Source organism: Nonomuraea sp. NPDC004580, assembly GCF_040609855.1.
In the GTDB taxonomy this organism is placed as follows: Bacteria; Actinomycetota; Actinomycetes; order Streptosporangiales; family Streptosporangiaceae; genus Nonomuraea; species Nonomuraea salmonea.
In genome coordinates, this window is record NZ_JBEXLH010000008.1 from 92,327 (window position 1) to 111,364 (window position 19,038).

At 69.7% G+C, this 19,038-nt stretch carries 19 protein-coding genes; 10 read left to right on the forward strand and 9 right to left on the reverse strand.

The window, feature by feature from the left end:
• Positions 1-77 precede the first annotated feature (77 nt).
• Entirely contained in the window at positions 78-1,268 is a 1,191-nt protein-coding gene (locus ABZW11_RS11815) for a MarP family serine protease (RefSeq protein ID WP_355415357.1), read from the forward strand.
• Here ABZW11_RS11815 and ABZW11_RS11820 read toward each other — a convergent pair.
• From ABZW11_RS11820 to acs, 4 genes are all read right to left on the reverse strand, one after another.
• Positions 1,265-1,708 carry a DUF309 domain-containing protein gene (locus ABZW11_RS11820; RefSeq protein ID WP_355415359.1) on the reverse strand — a complete coding sequence of 148 codons (444 nt, stop codon included), beginning with the start codon at positions 1,706-1,708 and terminating at the stop codon, positions 1,265-1,267. The two genes, ABZW11_RS11815 and ABZW11_RS11820, sit on opposite strands and share 4 nt — an antisense overlap.
• A complete protein-coding gene (locus ABZW11_RS11825) occupies positions 1,705-2,625 on the reverse strand; it encodes an alpha/beta hydrolase (protein ID WP_355415361.1) in 921 nt (306 codons plus the stop codon). The genes ABZW11_RS11820 and ABZW11_RS11825 overlap by 4 nt, the downstream gene beginning before the upstream one ends.
• Positions 2,615-3,058: a phage holin family protein gene (locus ABZW11_RS11830; protein ID WP_355415363.1), complete on the reverse strand. Its 444-nt coding sequence runs from the start codon at positions 3,056-3,058 to the stop codon at positions 2,615-2,617. Before ABZW11_RS11830 ends, ABZW11_RS11825 begins: the two co-directional genes overlap by 11 nt.
• 247 nt (positions 3,059-3,305) lie before the next feature.
• Positions 3,306-5,279, reverse strand: coding sequence for an acetate--CoA ligase (gene acs, locus ABZW11_RS11835; protein ID WP_355415365.1), 1,974 nt, complete (start codon positions 5,277-5,279; stop codon positions 3,306-3,308).
• A gap of 430 nt (positions 5,280-5,709) precedes the next feature.
• On the opposite strand from acs, the gene ABZW11_RS11840 reads away from it, so the two are divergent.
• From ABZW11_RS11840 to ABZW11_RS11860, 5 genes are all read left to right on the forward strand, one after another.
• Positions 5,710-6,489, forward strand: coding sequence for an oxidoreductase (locus ABZW11_RS11840; RefSeq protein WP_355415367.1), 780 nt, complete (start codon positions 5,710-5,712; stop codon positions 6,487-6,489).
• Between the two features lie 857 nt (positions 6,490-7,346).
• Positions 7,347-8,390, forward strand: a complete 1,044-nt coding sequence (gene ssd / locus ABZW11_RS11845) for a septum site-determining protein Ssd (RefSeq protein ID WP_355415369.1) — start codon at positions 7,347-7,349, stop codon at positions 8,388-8,390.
• Positions 8,387-9,616 carry a TadA family conjugal transfer-associated ATPase gene (locus ABZW11_RS11850; RefSeq protein ID WP_355415371.1) on the forward strand — a complete coding sequence of 410 codons (1,230 nt, stop codon included), beginning with the start codon at positions 8,387-8,389 and terminating at the stop codon, positions 9,614-9,616. Before ssd ends, ABZW11_RS11850 begins: the two co-directional genes overlap by 4 nt.
• Positions 9,613-10,326, forward strand: coding sequence for a type II secretion system F family protein (locus ABZW11_RS11855; protein WP_355415373.1), 714 nt, complete (start codon positions 9,613-9,615; stop codon positions 10,324-10,326). Before ABZW11_RS11850 ends, ABZW11_RS11855 begins: the two co-directional genes overlap by 4 nt.
• Before the next feature lie 378 nt (positions 10,327-10,704).
• The gene (locus tag ABZW11_RS11860; RefSeq protein ID WP_355415545.1) at positions 10,705-11,109 is read left to right on the forward strand and encodes a type II secretion system F family protein; all 405 of its coding nucleotides are present in this window, start codon (positions 10,705-10,707) and stop codon (positions 11,107-11,109) included.
• Between the two features lie 95 nt (positions 11,110-11,204).
• Here the strand turns inward: ABZW11_RS11860 and ABZW11_RS11865 are convergent, their stop codons facing one another.
• On the reverse strand, positions 11,205-11,468 hold the full coding sequence (locus ABZW11_RS11865) for a tyrosine-protein phosphatase (protein WP_355415375.1): 264 nt from the start codon (positions 11,466-11,468) through the stop codon (positions 11,205-11,207).
• A 78-nt stretch (positions 11,469-11,546) separates the two neighbouring features.
• The gene (locus ABZW11_RS11870) at positions 11,547-11,918 is read right to left on the reverse strand and encodes a VOC family protein (RefSeq protein WP_355415377.1); all 372 of its coding nucleotides are present in this window, start codon (positions 11,916-11,918) and stop codon (positions 11,547-11,549) included.
• 214 nt (positions 11,919-12,132) lie between these two features.
• On the opposite strand from ABZW11_RS11870, the gene ABZW11_RS11875 reads away from it, so the two are divergent.
• The 4 genes from ABZW11_RS11875 to ABZW11_RS11890 all read left to right on the forward strand — a co-directional run bounded on the left by ABZW11_RS11875 (position 12,133) and on the right by ABZW11_RS11890 (position 13,610).
• A complete protein-coding gene (locus ABZW11_RS11875; RefSeq protein ID WP_355415379.1) occupies positions 12,133-12,471 on the forward strand; it encodes a DUF4244 domain-containing protein in 339 nt (112 codons plus the stop codon).
• Positions 12,468-12,848 (forward strand): TadE family type IV pilus minor pilin, encoded by a 381-nt coding sequence (locus ABZW11_RS11880; protein WP_355415381.1) that lies wholly within the window; start codon positions 12,468-12,470, stop codon positions 12,846-12,848. The genes ABZW11_RS11875 and ABZW11_RS11880 overlap by 4 nt, the downstream gene beginning before the upstream one ends.
• A gap of 22 nt (positions 12,849-12,870) precedes the next feature.
• The gene (locus ABZW11_RS11885) at positions 12,871-13,296 is read left to right on the forward strand and encodes an Rv3654c family TadE-like protein (protein ID WP_355415383.1); all 426 of its coding nucleotides are present in this window, start codon (positions 12,871-12,873) and stop codon (positions 13,294-13,296) included.
• A gap of 191 nt (positions 13,297-13,487) precedes the next feature.
• Positions 13,488-13,610 (forward strand): hypothetical protein, encoded by a 123-nt coding sequence (locus tag ABZW11_RS11890; RefSeq protein ID WP_355415385.1) that lies wholly within the window; start codon positions 13,488-13,490, stop codon positions 13,608-13,610.
• 481 nt (positions 13,611-14,091) lie between these two features.
• On the opposite strand, the gene ABZW11_RS11895 is transcribed toward ABZW11_RS11890, so the two are convergent.
• The 3 genes from ABZW11_RS11895 to ABZW11_RS11905 form a co-directional block, all read right to left on the reverse strand.
• On the reverse strand, positions 14,092-14,322 hold the full coding sequence (locus tag ABZW11_RS11895; protein WP_355415387.1) for a hypothetical protein: 231 nt from the start codon (positions 14,320-14,322) through the stop codon (positions 14,092-14,094).
• 99 nt (positions 14,323-14,421) lie between these two features.
• The gene (locus ABZW11_RS11900) at positions 14,422-14,820 is read right to left on the reverse strand and encodes a hypothetical protein (RefSeq protein WP_355415389.1); all 399 of its coding nucleotides are present in this window, start codon (positions 14,818-14,820) and stop codon (positions 14,422-14,424) included.
• Positions 14,821-16,528: 1,708 nt separating this feature from the next.
• Positions 16,529-19,012 (reverse strand): DEAD/DEAH box helicase, encoded by a 2,484-nt coding sequence (locus tag ABZW11_RS11905; protein WP_355415391.1) that lies wholly within the window; start codon positions 19,010-19,012, stop codon positions 16,529-16,531.
• Positions 19,013-19,038: the final 26 nt, after the last annotated feature.

Here is a 19,038-nt window from a genome sequence, read left to right on the forward strand (position 1 = left end):
TCAAGATAGTCAGCAGGGTGACGCCGTCCTGATCGAAGACGTGCACACTTGACCCTATCGCTGGTTACCTTTGAAGCGTGCGCGGTGATCTGCTTGACCTCATTCTGATCGGCCTCGTGATCGCCTTCGGCGTCTCGGGTTACCGGCAGGGCTTCATCATCGGTGCGATGAGCTTCGTGGGGTTCGTGGGCGGCGCCGTGCTGGGGGTGTTCATCGCCCCGCCCATCTCGAAGTCCCTCGTCGACGGTGACACGCCGCAGGCGCTGCTGGCGATCGTGATCGTGTTCCTGGCGGCGACGATCGGGCAGTTCGCCTCCTCGACATTGGGCGCGGTCGTCCGCAGCCACGTCACGTGGGAGCCCGCCAAGGTGGCCGACGCGGTCGGCGGCACGTTCGCCAGCGCGCTGTCGGTGCTGGTCATCGCCTGGTTGATCGGCTCGCTGATCGTCTCCACGTCCTTCGCCCCGCTCGTCGACCAGGTCAAGAACTCCGCGCTGCTGACCACCGTCGACGAAGCCATCCCGCAGGCCGCGCGCAACTGGCAGCAGCCGTTCAAGAAGTTCATCGACCGCTCGGAGTTCCCGCCGGTCTTCGACGCGATCGGCGCCGGGCAGCTCATCGACGTGCAGCCGCCCGACCAGAGCGTGCTGCAGGGCGCCGAGCTGCGGCGGGCCCGCCGCGCGATCGTCAAGGTGCAGGGCAACGCCGAAAGCTGCAACAAGCACATCGAGGGCACCGGCTTCGTCTACGCGCCCGGCCGCATCATGACCAACGCCCACGTCGTGGCCGGTGTCACGCGCGGCCTGGAGGTCATCGACGCCGCCGACAACCGCCACGCCGCCACCGTCGTCCGCTACAACCCGCGCCGCGACATCGCCATCCTCCACGTGCCCGGGCTCGACCTGCCGCAGCTCGCCTTCGACGGCGACGGCTCCCGCGGCGACAGCGCCATCGTCGCCGGCTTCCCCAAGGGCAAGGGCTTCACCGCCGAGCCCGCCCGCATCGGCGGCCAGCTGGAGGCCGAGGGCCCCGACATCTACCGCGACACCACGGTCAGGCGGAAGGTCTACGTCATCCGCGGCCAGGTGCTGCCCGGCAACTCGGGCGGCCCGCTGCTCACCCCCGAGGGCAAGGTCTACGGCGTGATCTTCGCCGCCGCGATCAACGAGGAGCAGACCGGCTACGTGCTGACGGCCGAGGAGGTCGCCCCCGACGCGGCGGCCGGCCGCAACGACACCGCGCCCGCCAGCACCCGCAAGTGCGACTAGCGGGGCAGGCTGGCCCGGATCAGCGCGATGGCCTCGGCGGGGTCGCTGTCCTGGGTCAGGCCTGAGGCGGCCTTGCCGACCGCGTCGTACGCGCCGCCGTACGACTGCGCCTTGGCCGCGCCCCTGCTGAACAACGTCACCGCGCCGCGCCCGTTGCCCCGCTGCAGGTGCGTCAGCCCGACGCAGATCTGCGCCAGCCCCTGCCACAGCTCGCGTTCGTCGTCGGGCGCGCACTTCCACCGGCCCTCGAACACCTCGTGCGCGTTGAACGGCAGGCCCTCGTCGAGGAAGCGGCGGCCGTCGGCGAGCGCCTGCTCGGTGGTGGGGGCGTAGTCGTCGGGGACGCGCGGCATGCCGGGCGAGCCGTAGGGGAGCGGCCGGCCGTACGCGTCGCGCGGCCTGGCGTTGCGCGGCCTGCCTTCGGGATCGCGGTCTCTCATCGGTCGGGCTCCGGGTCGTTGAGCCAGCCGAGCACCTCGGTGTCGAACACGTCGGGGATCTCCTCGTGGGGGAAGTGGCCGGCGCCCTCCAGCAGCCGCCACCGGTAGGGAGCCGCCACGTAGCGGCTCGAACCCTGCGCCGTGCGCGGCAGCACGCTCGGGTCGAGCGCGCCGTGCAGCTGCAGCGTGGGGGCCTCGACCTCGGTGCGCATGGTGCGCGCGTAGCGCCGCCCGTCGGGACGCAGCTGCGAGCGGCCGAACCAGCGGTGGTATTCCAGCGCGCAGTGCGCCACGGCGGGGATGCGGAACGCCTCCCGGTACGTACGCGACTCCGCCGGCTCCGGCCATCCCGGCCGCGACCACGCGTCGAGCAGCCGCCCCACCAGCGCCGCGTCGTGCCGGGTGAGCCGGCGCTCGGGCAGCAGCGGAAGCTGGAAGCCGATGCGCCGCCCACTGGCCTTGAGCTGCCCGAACGGGTCGGTGACCAGCGCGCTGCGCAGCCGCAACGGATGGGGGGCCGAGACGACGACGAGGCGGCGTACGCACTTGGCGTCGAGCACGGCCATCGTCCAGGCCAGCAGCCCGCCCCAGTCGTGACCCACCACGATCGCGCCGGTCTCGCCGAGCGCCCTGATCAGCCCCGTCGCGTCGGCCGCCAGCGTCGGCAGGTCGTAGCCGCGCGGCGGCTTGTCGCTGCCGCCGTAACCCCGCAGGTCGACCGCGACCGCGCGGTAGCCGGCGTTCGCCAGCGACACGAGCTGGTGCCGCCACGTCCACCAGAACTGCGGGAACCCGTGCAGCAGCAGCACCAGCGGGCCCTCGCCGGCCTCGACGACGTGGAAGCGGGTGCCGCCCGCGTGCACCGCCCGGTGGGTCCACGGGCCCTCGATGTGGACGGCCGTCTCGTCAGGTGCCATCGCGGGTCACCGGCTCGCGATCGGGGACGGGCGTCGGCAGCCGCTCCTGCTCGTCGGGCGTGGCGATCTCCTTCAGCCCTTTGATCGACCGTGCGGTCCGTTTCATCCCGGCCAGCCCCTTCAGCCTGCGCACCCCGAACAGCACCGCGAGGCCCGCCACCAGCAGGTAGAACACCGTCACGATGAGGAACGCCAGCCAGTTGGGCAGCACCTGGGCCAGCGCGTAGGCGATCGTGAACGAGGCGAGGATCAGGCACAGGTGCGCCATGAACGCCGCGGCGGCGAACATCCCCACCGCCGTACCCACCCGTTTGGCGTCGAACCTGAACTCGGCCTTGGCCAGCTCGATCTCCGAGCGGATCAAGGCCGAGATGTGACTGCTCGCCTGGGCGACCAGCGAGCCCAGGGATTCTTCCTCGGGAGTCTGCGGCATGAACGTCTCCTATCGAGGCCGGGTGGCCGTGTCAAACATCATCCAGCGCGACGCCGTACGGACCGCCAGGCGCCGCCGAACACGCCGGGGAACTTACCGAGCACGAGTCCACTCCCAGAACTACCTGATCGGACAAGATAGCGCTTCCGGTTATCGGCCCTCGGCCGCGCCCCCTTGAGTCTTCCGGTGAAACGCGGACGGCCGCCCCCTGAGTGGGGAGCGGCCGTCTGCCGTGGACCTACGAGGCTCAGTCCTCCGACTTGGCGGACGGGAGCTTCTCCGAGATGAGGTTCATCACCGTGCTGTCGGCCAGCGTGGTGACGTCGCCGATGCTGCGGTTCTCGGCCACGTCGCGCAGCAGGCGCCGCATGATCTTGCCGGACCTGGTCTTGGGCAGCTCGGGCACCACCAGGATCTGGCGCGGCTTGGCGATCGGGCCGAGCGTCTTGGCGACGTGGTTGCGCAGCTCGGCCGCGATGTCGTCGCCCTCCTCCGCCGTGCCGCGCAGGATCACGAACGAGACGATGGCCTGGCCGGTCACCGGGTCGGTCGCGCCGACCACCGCCGCCTCGGCCACCTTCGGGTGGCTGACCAGCGCGCTCTCCACCTCGGTGGTGGAGATGTTGTGGCCGGAGACGAGCATGACGTCGTCGACGCGGCCGAGCAGCCACAGGTCGCCGTCGTCGTCCTTCTTGGCGCCGTCGCCGGGGAAGTACATGCCGTCGAAGCGGCTCCAGTACGTGTCGATGTAGCGCTGGTCGTCGCCCCAGATCGTGCGGAGCATCGACGGCCACGGGTCGCGCACCACGAGGAAGCCGCCGCCGCCGTTGGGCACGCTGTTGCCCTGGTCGTCCACCACGTCGGCGGTGATGCCCGGCAGCGGGCGCATGGCGGCGCCGGGCTTGGCGGCCGTGACGCCGGGGAGCGGGCTGATCATGATGGCGCCGGTCTCGGTCTGCCACCAGGTGTCCACGACGGGGCAGCGGTCCTGGCCGATGTGCTGCCGGTACCAGACGTACGCCTCGGGGTTGATCGGCTCGCCCACGGAGCCCAGGATGCGCAGGCTGGACATGTCGTACTTGGCGGGGATGTCGTCGCCCCACTTCATGAACGTCCTGATCGCCGTCGGCGCCGTGTAGAGGATCGTGATCTTGTACTTCTGCACGATCTCCCAGAACCGGCCCCGGTGCGGGGTGTCGGGCGTGCCCTCGTAGATGACGCTGGTGGCGCCGTTGGCGAGCGGGCCGTACACGATGTAGCTGTGGCCGGTCACCCAGCCGATGTCGGCCGTGCACCAGTAGATGTCGGTCTCCGGCTTGAGGTCGAAGACCGCGTGGTGGGTGTAGGCCGTCTGCGTGAGGTAGCCGCCGGTCGTGTGCAGGATGCCCTTGGGGCGGCCCGTGGTGCCGCTGGTGTAGAGGATGTAGAGCGGGTCCTCGGCGTCGAGCGGCCGCGCCTCGTGCTGGTCGCTCTGGCGGTCGACCAGATCGTGCCACCAGATGTCCTTCTCGCTGGTGGCGACCTCCTGGCCGGTCCGGCGTACGACGACGACGTGCTCCACCTGCGGGCACTCCGCGACCGCCTCGTCCACCGTCGGCTTCAGCGCCGACGGCTTGCCCCTGCGGTAGCCGCCGTCGGCCGTGATGACCACCTTGGCGTCGGCGTCGTCGATGCGGCTCTTGAGCGCCGTGGCGGAGAACCCGCCGAACACCACCGAGTGGATCGCCCCGATGCGGGCGCAGGCCAGCATCGCGATCGGCAGCTCGGGGATCATCGGCATGTAGATGGCCACCCGGTCGCCCTTGCCGACGCCCAGTTCCTGCAGCGCGTTCGCGGCCTTGCTGACCTCGTTCTTCAGGTCGCTGTAGGTCAGCGTGCGGGTGTCGCCCTCGGGCTCGCCCTCCCAGTGGTAGGCGACCTTGTCGCCGCGGCCCTCCTCGACATGGCGGTCCACGCAGTTGTAGGCGACGTTCAGCTCACCGCCCACGAACCACTTCGCGAACGGGGGGTTCCACTCAAGCGTCTTGTCCCACCTCTTGGCCCAGGTGAGCCGATCGGCCGCGCCCTCCCAGAACGCGAGGCGATCCGCCGCGGCCTCGCCGTACGCGGCTTCGGTCACGTTCGCGGCCGCCGCCAGGTCAGCCGGCGGTTCGAACCGGCGGTTCTCCTGCAGCAGGTTGGACAGCGCCTGGGTCTCGTTACCAGCGGTCTCCGGGGCCACCTCGTGCTCCTTCTATGGCCAGAATGGATAGGTTCGTGTCCCACTTCACCAGCTCACGGCCTCCGTACACAAGAGGTCTAGACAGGTCTGTACCGACGTGCGCGGCGGGTGCCGAGGTTATCTGAACGGATGACAACAGCAATTGAAACGTTGTCATCCTGAAATCTTCAGAATGTGCGCGCAAGGGAATGGGCATGCTTTATGGGCCCCCCTCGCGGGGGTTTATGGGGTGGCGGACAACGGTGTGGGCGCGGGTCCTGGAATGGGGGAAGCGCCGCTCGTGAGCGCCGCTCGTGAGCGCCGTCGCGCGGCGCCGGCGGGCCTTTCCGCGGGCCGTCCGACCTTCCCATGGCCCTACCGTACGCAACCGGATCGCGCCGCGAACCACCGGGTGCCGTGCCGGTCCTTACTCGCGGGTAAGGTCGGGTGCGTGAGTGACCCCTTGGCCGTCATCGCGCAATTTCCCGGCGTTCCCGAGGCGGTGGACGAGGCCCGGCAGGCCGTGGACCGGCTCTACCGGCATCGCGTCCTGCGCCGTGCCAGCCCGGCGGTGTCCGCGGAGTCGTCCCTGCGCGGCGCCCGTGCGTCGGCCGCCATCGAGGGCACGGACGTGGCCCTCGACGCGCTGCGCCGCGACGAGGTGCACGATCCGCTGGTCCAGGGCGCGCTGCGGGCGTCGGCCGAGATGGGACGGCTCGGGCCGACGTGGCGCAAGGCGCCCAGGCAGGTGCTCGCGCGCCTGCACACCGTCGCCGCGGCCGGCCTGACCGAGCAGGCGAGTCTCGGACGTCCCCGGTCCTCTGACGAGGCTCCCGACCCGCTCTCGCTGGGTCCGGCGCCGGGCGCGGCCGACACCGCGACCCGCATGGAGAGCCTGCTCACGCTGCTCGAACGTCCGACGAAGGCGCCCGCGATCGTCCTCGCCGCCGTCGTGCACGGGGAGCTGGCGGTGCTGCGCCCCTTCGGCTCGGCCGACGGGGTCGTCGCACGGGCGGCCGGGCGGCTGACCCTGGTCGAGTACGGGCTGGACCCCAAGTCGCTGGTGGCGGTCGAAGTGGGGCATCTGGTGCCGGACTACGCCGAGGCGCTCAGGGCGTACCTGACGGGTACTCCGGAGGGCGTGGCCACCTGGGTACAACACTGTGCCTCTGCGGTAACCCTGGGCGTCAGAGAGACGACTGCAATCTGTGAGGCCCTGCAGCGGGGCTGAGGGAGGCTCGCACATAGCGGACGGCGTCCCTGTCACGAGACGCCGTCTGCCGGCGCATCGCACCGGGTTACCAAGCGTGCACCTCAATCCGTCGGAGCGGGTCAAGCCCGTCACGACGCGCCTCCCGCGGCTGGTCGCACGTGGGTACCCGGTCGATGCACCCGGACAAGGTGGTCCGTAACACCGTTCTATGTCGAATCCGCGCTGATGGGAACCCCTGCGGGCAAGACCTTTACCCGATCATGGGCCTGCATCCTCGTGTCGTCACTGTGCGTGACCGTCTTTATGTGATCGTTATGGTCAGAGGAAAAAACTTGGCGGAAATGCGAGATTGCTCCTCGACGAAACTCGAGTCGATCGGGCAACATACGGAGGTATCGCCCGAAACTGGAGCGCTCTTGCTCGGGACGGCTTTGCAAGTCCCTTGCCAGGCTCCGGTCCGGTGATGAAAGCTTTCTTCTGAAACGGGACCGGCTCTACCCCCCCGGAGCCGGACCGATCAGGCGACCCCCGCTCTCCCCCCCGGCGGGGGTCGCCCCTTTTCCCCACCTCCCGCGCCAAGCCGTCGTGCGCGATGTCGCCACCCGCGCCGAGCCTGGGAGTCCTTGAAGGCGCCGATCGCCGGCCGCAGCACGCCTTCGTGACCGCTCCCCGCGCCCGCCTGGCCACCACCGCCCCAGCGCCATGCGGGCCGCCACGGCGAGAGCCGCTCAGCGCCTGACGTGAGTTGCGGGGTCGTCCACAGGCAGCGGGCCTCGCCGGACGCTCATCCCCAGAACCGTGTTCGGCCCCTCGCCGCCCGGCCCCGCTCGGCCAAGCTCGGACCTCCCCACTCGCCGGCCGCAGGGAGGCCCACCATGCATCGCCCCTTGGTCATCACCGAAGACCACGCTCTGCTCGACGACCTCGTCCGCATAGCGGCCGCCGCCGGTGCCCAGCTCGACGTGGCCCACGCCCCCGCCCACGCCCGCCCGTTCTGGAACCTGGCCCCGCTCATCGCCATCGGCGCCGACCAGGCGGAGGCCGTGGCCGCCACCTCACCCCCGTCCCGCGACCAGGTCCTCCTGGTCACCAGAGACCCCGACGACCCGGACACGTGGCGAAAATGCGTGGCCGTGGGCGCCCAGACCGTCCTCACGCTGCCCACCGACGAGCGCAGGCTGGTCGACCGCCTGGCCGACGCGATGGAGCCCGACCCGAGATCGGGCTCGACCATCTGCGTGATCGGCGGCAGAGGCGGCGCGGGAGCCAGCGTCCTGGCCGCCTGTCTGGCCCTGAGAGCATCGGCCGACCACCTCCGTACCCTCCTCGTGGACGCCGACCCGCTCGGCGGAGGCATAGACGCCCTCCTGGGTCATGAGGAGGCGAAGGGCTCACGCTGGGGCGACCTGGTGGCGAGGGAGGGACGCATCAGCTCCAGCGCCCTGCAAGCAGCACTTCCCGCGTTCGGCGACCTGGCCGTGCTCTCCTTCCACAGGGGCGATGCCGCTCCGATCCCCGCACAGGCCATGCGCTCAGTCCTCGAAGCGGGCCGCCGCGGCTTCGACCTCGTGGTCGTCGACCTGCCGAGACACCTCGACCCGGCCGCGACAGAGGCCCTCACCAGGGCGAAGACGACTTTGGCTGTGGCGCCGGCCGACGTACGCGGCATCCTGTCCACCGTCCAGGTGCTCACCGAGGTGCGCAAACACACCCTCGACGTCCGTGCGATCCTCCGTCCTGGAGTGCTGGACGACGACCTGGCCATGTCCTCCCTGGGCATCCCGTCCGCCGGCGACCTCCCCGACCAGCCCAGGCTCACCGCCACCCTCAACCGCGGCGAACTCCCCAGATTGGGCCCCCGCACCGTACTCGGCGCCCTGTGCACGTCCCTCCTCCGCGACCTGCTCCCGGCGACATGACCGCCACCCCTGTCACGGCGGCCGTCTCGCCCGAGCTGGTGGAGGCCGTCCGCGTACGCCTGGCCAGAACCGGCGCAGAGCCGACCGCAGCCCAGGTGGCGGTGGCGCTGAGGGCCGAGAAGGCGGTCTACGGAGACGCCGAGATCCTCGCCGTGGCCCGCGCCCTGTGCGCGGATCTGATCGGCGCGGGCCCCTTGGAGCCGCTGCTGGCCCGCCCCGACGTGACGGACGTCCTGGTCAACGGCCCTAGGGAGGTCTGGGTGGACGACGGCACGGGCCTGCGCCGCACGTCGGTGACGTTCGCCGACGACGGAGCCGTACGCCGCCTGGCCCAGCGCCTCGCCACCGCGGCCGGCAGACGCCTCGACGACGCCTCCCCGTACGTCGACGCCCGCCTCCCGGGAGGAGTCCGCCTCCACGCCGTACTCCCACCGGTGGCCCCAGGAGGCACCTGCATCTCCCTCCGCCTCCCGCCCCGCCGCACCTTCACCCTGACCGACCTCGTCCAAGCCGGCACCATCACCCCACCCGCCCTCCCCGTCCTGACCGCCATGGTCACCGCCAGACTCGCCTTCCTGATCTCGGGCGGCACGGGAACAGGAAAGACGACGTTGCTGTCCGCCCTGCTCTCCCTGGCCGACCAGCGCGAACGCCTCCTCCTCGTGGAGGACTCCGCCGAGCTCCGCCCCCTCCACCCCCACGTCCTACGCCTCGAAACCCGTCCGCCCAACCTGGAAGGCGCCGGCGAGGTGAACCTTCGCGACCTCGTCAGGCAGGCACTGAGAATGCGCCCCGACCGCCTGGTCGTAGGCGAGGTGAGAGGCGCGGAAGTGGTGGACCTGCTGGCCGCGCTCAACACCGGCCACGAGGGCGGCTGCGGCACGTTGCACGCCAACACCGCGGCCGACGTCCCCCCACGCCTGGAGGCGTTGGGCTGCGCAGCGGGCCTGACCAGGGAAGCCGTCCACAGCCAGCTGTCCGCCGCGCTGGACGCCGTCATCCACCTGACCCGAGACCGAAGAACCGGCAGAAGACGCATAGCCCAGGTCTGCCTCCTGACCAGAGCCTCAACCGGCCTGGTAGAGGCCATCCCGGCCCTGACCTTCACCCCTCAGGGCACTACCCACCCCGGTCCCGCCTACGAGGCCCTCGCCCACCGCACGACCTACAGCCCACCGCCAGATCCCTCGCCACCCAGCACGGCCGACCCGGATCGCCACCCATGACCAGCGCCCTGATAGCCGCGCTGTCCACAGCCTGCGCCCTATGGCTGTGGACAGCCCCTTCCACCCCCGCAACCCGCCTCGCAAACCTGCTGCGGACCAGGAACTCGCCACCCCACCCCCGCCCATCACCGTCGAGACTCCTCGCCCGCCCCAGCCCCACCCGCCAAGCCGAAGCCTGGCGAAAGGCATCGATCGAGCTCTGCCAATCCCTGTCAGCGGAACTCTCCGCCGGCCGGACCCCAGCCGAATCGATGGCCCGAGCCCTGACCGCAGTGGAATTCCCCGACCAAGCCCTCCTCCGCCCCGTCCTGGCAGCCGCACGAGACGGCGGCGACGTCTCCACAGCCCTGAGGACGGCCGCTCCACCCCAGGGCGGCGAGGGCCTGCACCAGTTGGCGGCCTGCTGGGAGGTGGGCACCACGGTGGGCGCGGGCATGGCGGCCCTGATCGACCGAGTCGCACAGACGCTGAGAGCCGCCCAAGCCCATCGCCAGGACGTCGCCGCACAACTGGCAGGCCCCCGCACCACGGCCAGGATGCTCGCCGTCCTCCCAGCCCTCGGCCTCCTCATGGCCGCCGCCCTGAAGATGCATCCCCTGAGCTTCTTGTTCGGCAGCATCCCGGGCCTCATGTGCCTGACAGCCGGCGTGGCCCTCGACGTCTGCGGCCTGTGGTGGACCAACCGCATGGCCACCCGAGCCCAATCCTGACCCGACCCCCGATCGGACCCTGCGATGCTCCACCTGCTGTCAGCCCTGTGCGCCGGCATGGCCGCCTGGCTCTGGCTCTCCCCGAGAACCCCGGCAGAACGCCTCACCCGCCTACGCCCACCGCAAGAACCACCCGAAGAACGTCACCCAGCCCCAAGCTGGCTGGAGCCGCCCACCCACCGACTCACGAAGCGAACGATCCTCACCGCAGCATGCACAGGCCTGCTCGCCGTACTCCTCATCGGCGGCACCCCAGGCCTGATCACCGGCGCTCTCCTGACCCCCGCGACAGCCCTCTACCTCCGCCGCCGAAGCCCACCCGAGTCCCAGGACGACCGGCGCAGAATCGCCGCCGACCTCCCCTTCGCCGCCGACCTCATGACCGCGTGCCTCCGTGCAGGACGCCCGGTGAGCACCGCCACCGAGATGGCCGCGACAGCCGTAGGCGGCCCGCTGGGCGAGCGTCTGACCTGGGCGAGCACCCAGCTACGCCTGGGCGCCGACCCAGAACCGACCTGGGCCTACCTGGCCAAGGACCCGTCCATGGGCCACCTGTCGAGAGCCATGAGCCGAGCAGCGCAAACCGGCGCGCCCGTGGCCGACGTACTGACCCGCCTGGCCGACGACGCCAGAGAAGCATCAAGAGCGGCCGCAGTCGCCGCCGCGAGAAGCGTCGGCGTGAAAGCAGTGGCCCCGCTGGGCCTGTGCTTCCTACCGGCGTTCGTATTGCTGGGAATCATCCCGGTAGTGGCGGGTCTGGCGTCGACCATCATCATCCCGTAGCCACTCACTACATAAGCCGAGCCATGGGCCCTGCACCATGCATCATCAGCGCTATGTACCAGGGAGCCGAAGGACGAGAAGTCAGCTCATCAGTCCTATGTAGTGGGCACCTGAACCAGCCGTGCACGAAGCTCGGCCACATCTCCATCTGTCAGCCCGGCCGCCCGCAACTGCAGATCGACCACGGTCCGGACCCCGTGCTCGACGAGCGCCCGCCATCCCGCCGCCGTAAGCCGCTCAGGATTGTCCGACCGAGCCAAAGCTCCCGCACGTACGGACCCGCCCCCACTTACGGCGATCCCGCCGAGGTCCCGTACGTTGAAGCACCCTTCCCATTCGAGATGCCGCCGCTCGATCACAGAACCTCCAGGGCATCGCGAACATGTGCGGCGAACCGGCCTTATCCGTCACCGCCCCTCATTGAGACAGCGCCGGCCCTACTTTGGTTCGTCATCTCCGGGACGCCGATCATCCGCCATGCCGCCGAAGGCGATCTCGTTCCCTTCCGGGTCCTCGTAGATGACCTTGGTCACGCCGTTCTCGTACGTCTCCCGCTTGACGGGCTCGATGCCGCGCCGAGTGATCGCCGCGACCCGTTCCCGCAGGTCCTCGACGAACGACACCACCAGCGCGTTCCCGGCGCGTTCCGGCTCTTGGACGATGTAGACGTACCGGTGCTCGGCAAGCTCCCATACGGCCTCGACGTCGTTCGGGATGAACGACGGCTTCTCCCCGAACAACTGCTCGTACCACCGCAACGCCGCCTGGTAGTCGCTGACGGGGATGCCGGCGAACAGATCAAGGGTCATGTCGTCCTCCACGTGCAGTCGCGTGCCGCCGCCGCAGTAGACCCCCGCGCCGCCGAAAACTCATCGGAACGCCAGAACGCGCTCGTCCACAGACCACCACCCTTCCACGGCGGCTCATCCACAGAACCGCGTTCGGGCCACCGCCCGCCACCCCGCCTCCGCCACCCTTTGAACCCCGCCGGACAACCGCCGGCCCTCAACACCTGGAGGCACGATGCCAAGTCCCGCCACCACGCCAGACGACATCAAAGCCACCCCAGAACACTCCGATCGCACAGGTGAAGCCCGATCTCAGCCACCAGCCACAACCCCACACCAAGCCGCTGAGCCCTCCTCGACCCGCCGCGCGAAAGGATCCTGGCCGCGCGTCAACAAGTGGCTCCATTACGCAACCGTCAACCGCGAACGCGGCATGTCCACAGCCGAATACGCAGTAGGCACGATCGCGGCCTGCGCCTTCGCCGCACTCCTCTACAAGGTCGTGAGCAGCACAGAAGTCCAGGAGATGCTGACAGCGCTGATCAACCGAGCGCTCAACGTAGCCAAGGAATGAGCCTCCGCCTCTCGCGGACACGCAGGGGCACCAGAGGGCCGGCATCGCGGGGTTCGGTCACCGCCGAAACCGCCGCGATGCTGCCCGCCCTCATGATCGTCCTGGCCGCCGCCCTGTGGGCGATCCAAGCGGTCGCCGTACAGCTCGAATGTGTCGACGCCGCCCGCGCCGCAGCCCGAGCAGCCGCCAGGGGAGAGCCACTCGACCAGGTCCGCGACTACGTCCGAGCAGCCACAACCCCGAATGCCGAGATAGCTCTCACACGAGACCCCGACCTCACGAAGGTGCGCATCACCGTCGAGGTGCGCCCATCGTGGGCGGCCTCCCTCCCCGCGGTCCAGGTGTCAGCCGCAGCCACCGCAGTCACCGAGCCATGACGACGAAGAACCGGAGGAACGCGTGACCACCTCCAAGAGGGAATCACTGCTCAAAGCCAGGGAGCGCGGCTCAGCCACTCTCTGGGGCGTGGCCTTGATGGGCCTGCTGATGGCGGTCGCCATGGCGTTCGCCACGATCGGCTCCGTCCGAGCGGCCCAGCACCGCGTCAACAGCGCCGCCGACCTCAGCGCCCTGGCAGCGGCCAAGCTCGCGCTGATCGACCCGGAGAGCGCCTGCCTCCGAGCCGCCGAACTGGCCACTGAGAACGGCGCAAAGCTGACGAAATGCGAGATCACCACCGACAGAGCCGACGTCTGGACCGCCGTGCCCCTGTCACTCCCGTTGTCAGGCGCGACAACCCTGACCGGCAGATCCCGAGCCGGCCCAGCACCTCCCACCCCATCCGAACAACCCTCACCGAACAGCGGAATGACGAGGCCACGATGACTCAAGTTCATGAGCGACGCGGACCACGTCGTGCACATGACCGTGAGCCCGAGGGGTCGCGGGGCCGCCAGGTCTTGAGGACGCTCCGCAGCGGCCAGGAGCCGAGCTCATTCGGCCAGCAGTGCGGCCGTGGCCGCCGTTGCGTCGAAGCCGGTGCAGAACACCTCGTCTGCCGCATTGCGACCGCGTCCATGAAAGCCCAGATCGAGCAACTGGAACTCCTCGCCACCATCAACCTGCCCGCCACGGAGCGGCCCGCCACGGATCGGCCCGCCACCGATCGGTCCACCATCGCCCAGTCGGCCGACCGCTGACCTCCGCTCGCCGCCTGAGACATGGGCAGCCGGTGTGCGGGGTGCGGCCATACGGTGTGCGGGGTAAGGCGTGCGGTCATACGGCGTGTGGCGTAGGCGGTGCGGCGTTCGAGCTTCGCGGGGCCGTTACCGCTGGTGGGACGGTTGTGGTCCAAGGGGCTAGATCCCAATCGAATCACGACTTCTTAGACATTGTGTCCAAGAGTCAACTGTGTCCCGTAAGGTTCCGCTTACCCTCGGTCCATGCCAGTTGCGACAAGGAGTGTGGGAGAGCAGGAACACGGTCGCTAGGGTGCGGCCCGAGGTCGGTCGGTGACCGTCATCGGCCGGGCGGACTGCACTTCCGGTCGTCGCATGGGCGCCCCGAGGGTGCTCAAAGCGACGCGAGGCTCTCGACGGAGGGAAGCGTCGTGACGGTAGTCGGCAAAGTCGTGGTCACAGGAGCGATCGCGGCCGGTTCCATCGCACTCGGCAACCCCGCTCAAGCGGCCATGACGACCCAGCACGCCGGTTTCTCCAGCCTGACCGCGTCGGCAAGCTCAGCATGGCCGGCGGCCATGTCACAGATCGCACCTGGGGAGATCACTTCTCCGTCTGACGGTGAGGTGGTGACGAGCTCGTCCGTGCCGGTCTCCGCGCGGGCCGGACTGTTGCAGCTGAAGGTGGGGCTGTACGTCGAGGGACCTTCCACGCCCAGCCAGACGATCGGCACCGGCAGTGGAAATCAGACCATCTCCGGGACGTTCAACGCCGGCGACGTTCCCAACGGCACCTTCACCGTGACCCTCAAGGGTGAGATCACCGGCACGACCTACGCGAGCAGCACGTTCACCCTGCGCAGGCCAGCGCAGATGCCGGCGGATGTGCGGGCCGGCAGGCGGGGCGCCAAGAAGGTGCTCGTGACCTGGAGAAAGGGGCCCGAGCCGGACCTGCAGTCGTACGAGGTGTCCAGCACGCAATCCGCTGTCGGCGGGCGGATGCCCGCTGACAGCGCGTGCTCCGGCTCCTCGTGCAGGGCGGAGCTGGCGGTCCCGGCGCAGGTGGCGGGGAAGAAGGTGGGGTTCGCGGTCACGGCGTTCAGGGGCGACGGGAGCGGCGGGTCGATCGGCTCGGAGGAGTCGGCGATGGCGTACGTGAGCTTCCCGGCCGCGCCGTCCGTCAAGCCGACGAAGAGGAAGCCCGCCGACACCGGCCAGACAGCGAAGAACAAGGGACCCACGAGGGTCGACGCGCTGCCCATCCTGCCAGGAAGGACGCAGACGCGGCCGTCCAGCAAGCCGAGCAATCGCAAGCCGGCGACGTCCCCCGAATCATCCGAAGCCGACCCGAACGCCAACCTTCCGGTTCCCTCCGGGCAGGAAAGGGCGGAGAAGGGTGGTGGCCCGGCCACGGCGAACGGCAAGGACGGCGCCGGCCCGGCCCCAGGCCAGACCGGCGCGGTGACGACCGCATCGGGCGGGTCTCCGCTCGGGAACATCGGCCAGTACGGGTGGTACGCGACGGCCGGCATCCTCTTGCTGCTGCTCGGTGTGCAGGTGGGCGGTTGGGCCCGGCGCCGTTCGCTGGCTGCGGGCGAGGGCGGGGTTGCCGCCTCGCCCTCCTCAGCGGGCCGAACGTCGGGGCTGGCGGCTGGGGCGTACACGCTTTCGACCGCGCAGGGCACCAAGCTCAAGCGAGCGGATGGCACGGTCACGCCGGTCACATCGGCGTCGCGACGACCCGCAGTGATCGTGTCCGTCGCCAAGACCCGCGTATCTAAGCAAGAGGCACATAAGGGGAAGGAGGACGCCGCATCGCCCTCTGGCTCAATCGGGGCGGAGGCTGTGGCATGGCCTTCTGGCTCGTCGGAGGGAGGGGGTGTGGCGACGTCTTCCGGCTCTTGCGGCTCTTCCGAGCCAGAGGCTGTGGCGTCGGCTTCTGGCTCTGTCGGGGCGGAGGGTGGGGCCTGGTCTTCTGGCTCGTCGCAGCGGGAGGGCATGGCGTCGTCCTCCGACGCTTCGAGCCCGGAGGGTGCGGTGCCGTCTCCAGCCTCTTCGCGGCGAGAGGGTGGGGCGTCTCGGCAGGTTGTGCCGCGCGAAGATGCGGCGGCTTCCGGTTCCTCGCGGCAAAGACCTATGGCTTCTACCGGCTGGCCGGGGCATGGAGGTGCGGGATCGTCTGACTCGACGACGCGGGAGGGGGCGGCGTTCTCCAGGTCTCTGGAGGGGGAGGGAGCTGTCTCGTCCGGTTCGTCGGGGCGGAAGTCGCAGGTGGAGATGGGGGTGCCGGACGGTTCGATGTCCTCTGAGGGGTCGGCGCCTTTCGAGGGTTCGCCACCCCGAGGCGTCTCCTCCCCTGAGGGTTGGCCACCCCAAAGTGCCTCCTCCCCCGAGGGTTCGCCTTCCCCCTATGTCTCCTCCTCCGAGGGGGCTGCGTCGACATCTCCTTCAGGCGAGGTGGCGGACGGTTCTGCGGCGCCTGTCCTGCCTTCGGTGCCGATCGATGAGCGGTGGAATGACTTCCTGCCGCCTGCGCCTAGGTCCATGGAGGACAGTGCGTTCTGGACGCGTTCTCAGGCGGGGGATGGCGATTTCTGGGAAGCGGATGGCGATGACGAAGGGGCATATGCCGGTCGCGCGCGGAGGAACGGGAAGCCTTCAGGTGAGTCGGAAAAGGAGTAATTGCTCTTCGGCTGAAAAGGGCTTGGTGATGGCCTCGTCGGGTGGATGGCTGGTCCGTGGCGGGTTCGGGGTCCCGCCGAATGTGGGCTGCCGAGGGGGATGGCCGGTTCTGCGGTGCGCTGAAAATGCTGGTCTTGGTGCAAGGGGAAAGGGCGTTCGAGGTAGGGTTTCAGGCGGCGGGCATTAGGTGTTGGGCCGGTGACTTTAATCTGTTCCGGCTGTGGTTGGGTTGAAGTCATGTCGCACGGGCGTGAGTTCCTATTGCGGGGATAGCAAAGTGTTGAGGAGGCGGATGGCGCCTCTTTTGTGCAGGGGTTCGTTGCCGTTGCCGCATTTGGGGGATTGGATGCAGGAAGGGCAGCCGCGTTCGCATTCACAGGACATGATGGCTTCGCGGGTAGCGGTGAGCCAGTCGGTCGCGCGGGCGTAGCCGCGTTCGGCGAAGCCGGCGCCGCCCTCGTGGCCGTCGTACACGAAGACGGTGAGCAGGCCCGTGTCGGCGTGCAGTTCGGTGGAGACGCCGCCGATGTCCCAGCGGTCGCAGGTCGCGAACAACGGGAGAAGGCCGATGGCGGCGTGCTCGGCGGCGTGGGCGGCGCCGCCCAGGTCGATGTCGGCTTCGGCGAGCGGGGCCACGGCCGAGGCGGGCAGCGTCCACCAGACGGCGCGGGTGCGGAGGGTTCTGGGCGGCAGCTCCAGAGGTTCGTCGCCGAGCATTTCCCCTGATTGGAGGCGCCTCTTCAGGTACGAGACGACTTGCCGGGTCACCTCCACCTCGCCGAAGTGGAGGGTGCCGGGGCCCAGAGGTTGGGAGCGTTCAGTGGAAAGGATGGAGATGTCGGTGATGTCGCGGGCGAAGGTCGTGTAGTCCGGGTTGGCGCTGGAGACCAGGGCCACTCCGGCGTCCAGGTCCAGGAGCTCCACGAGGAAGGTCTCGCCCTGGTGCAGGTAGATCGCGCCCGTGTGCACGGTGGTGTGCGCGGAGGGCTCGTCCACGCTGCCCAGCAGGCGGCCTGTGGACGACTCCACGACCTGGATCGGGGCTCCTCCGCCGCCTCGGATGTCGGCGAGGTCCGTGGCCCGCTCGCGCCTGGTCCAGAACCAGCCGGCCGGACGCCTTCTGAGCATGCCGTCCGCCACCAGGTCGTCGAGGACCTTGGCGGTGGTGGGGCCGAAGACGGGCAGGTCGTCCTCGCTCAGCGGGATCTCGGCGGCGGCGGCGCAGAGGTGGGGGCCCAGCACGTACGGGTTGTCGGGGTCGAGGACGATCGCCTCCACCGGGCGGCCGAACAGGGCCTCGGGGTGGTGCACGAGGTAGGTGTCCAGCGGGTCGTCCCTGGCGATCAGTACGGCCAGCGCGTCCCTGCCGTCGCGACCCGCCCTACCCGCCTGCTGCCAGAGCGAGGCGCGGGTGCCCGGCCAGCCGGCGATCAGCACGGCGTCGAGGCCGGAGACGTCCACGCCCAGTTCGAGGGCGTTGGTGGTGGCCAGGCCCATGATCGTGCCTGCGCGGAGGGCCTTCTCCAGGAGACGGCGGTCCTCAGCGAGGTAGCCCGCCCGGTACGCGGCGATCTTGTTGGGGAGCTCGGCGAGGTCGGCTTCGGCCGACTCCGGGATCGCCCAGGTGAGTGAGGACGATTCCAGAGGGGACGGTGATTCCATCGAGGACGCTGATTCCAAGGAGGACGCTGATCCGAAGGAAGACGGTGATTCCAGGGGGGACGCTGTTTCCAGGGGGGACGCTGTTTCCAGGGAGGACGCTGTTTCCAGGGAGGACGGTGATTCCCGGGAGAGGGCGGCGGGCGGGACCGGCTCCCGCGAGCCTTCGGCGTGGGCGGCCGGTGTCTGGTCCCTGGCTTGTTCGGCTGATGCGGCGGTGTGGGCAGCCCGCATGTGTTCCGAGGTCGGAGCAGCGTGTTCTGAGCTGGGGGGTGAGTGGTCCGCGCCCAAGGGGGCTTGCCTCGGGTGCTGGGTGCTGGAGGTGGGGGGTGGGGTGTAGGGAAGGGAGAAGGCTACGTCGGCCAGTTTGGCGCGGGCTGAGAGGGCTACTGTTTCTGCGCCTCTCCTTGAGCGGACGAAGGCGAGGGTGCGTACGTCGGCCAGGACGAGGTCGGCCAGCAGGTCGGCGGCCTCCGCCGTGGCCGTGCGGCGTACGGGGGCCCCGCCTTCGCCCCGCAGCTCCGTCAGGGGCGGCTCCCACAGCGCGATGGTGGTCGCGCCCTTCGGCGAGGCGTCCACCGTCACCTCGTCCATCTCGAGCCCCGTCAGCCTCCGCCCGAACAGCCCGGGCTCGCTGGCCGTCGCCGAGGCGAGCATGAAGGTGGGGGTGGAGTTGTAGCGGGCGCAGGCGCGGCGGAGGCGGCGCAGGATCTGGGCCACGTGCGAGCCGAAGACACCGCGGTAGCCGTGGCACTCGTCCACCACGACCAGGCGCAGGCGGCGGAAGAACGACGACCACTGCGCGTGGCGGGGAAGGATGCTGCGGTGCAGCATGTCTGGATTTGTCAGTACGTAGTTGGCGTGCTGGCGTACCCAGGTGCGTTCCTCGAAGGGGGTGTCACCGTCGAAGCAGGCCGCGCGGAGCTGGGTGATGCGCAGCTCGCGCAGACTGCGGAGCTGGTCGGCGGCCAATGCCTTGGTAGGGGTCAGGTAAAGAACCGTGCCGCCGTCGAGGGAGGCGGCGACCGCCGGAGTGAGGTACGCGAGGGACTTGCCCGACGCCGTACCGGTCGAAATGATCACGTTTCGGCCACGGAATGCCAGGTCGG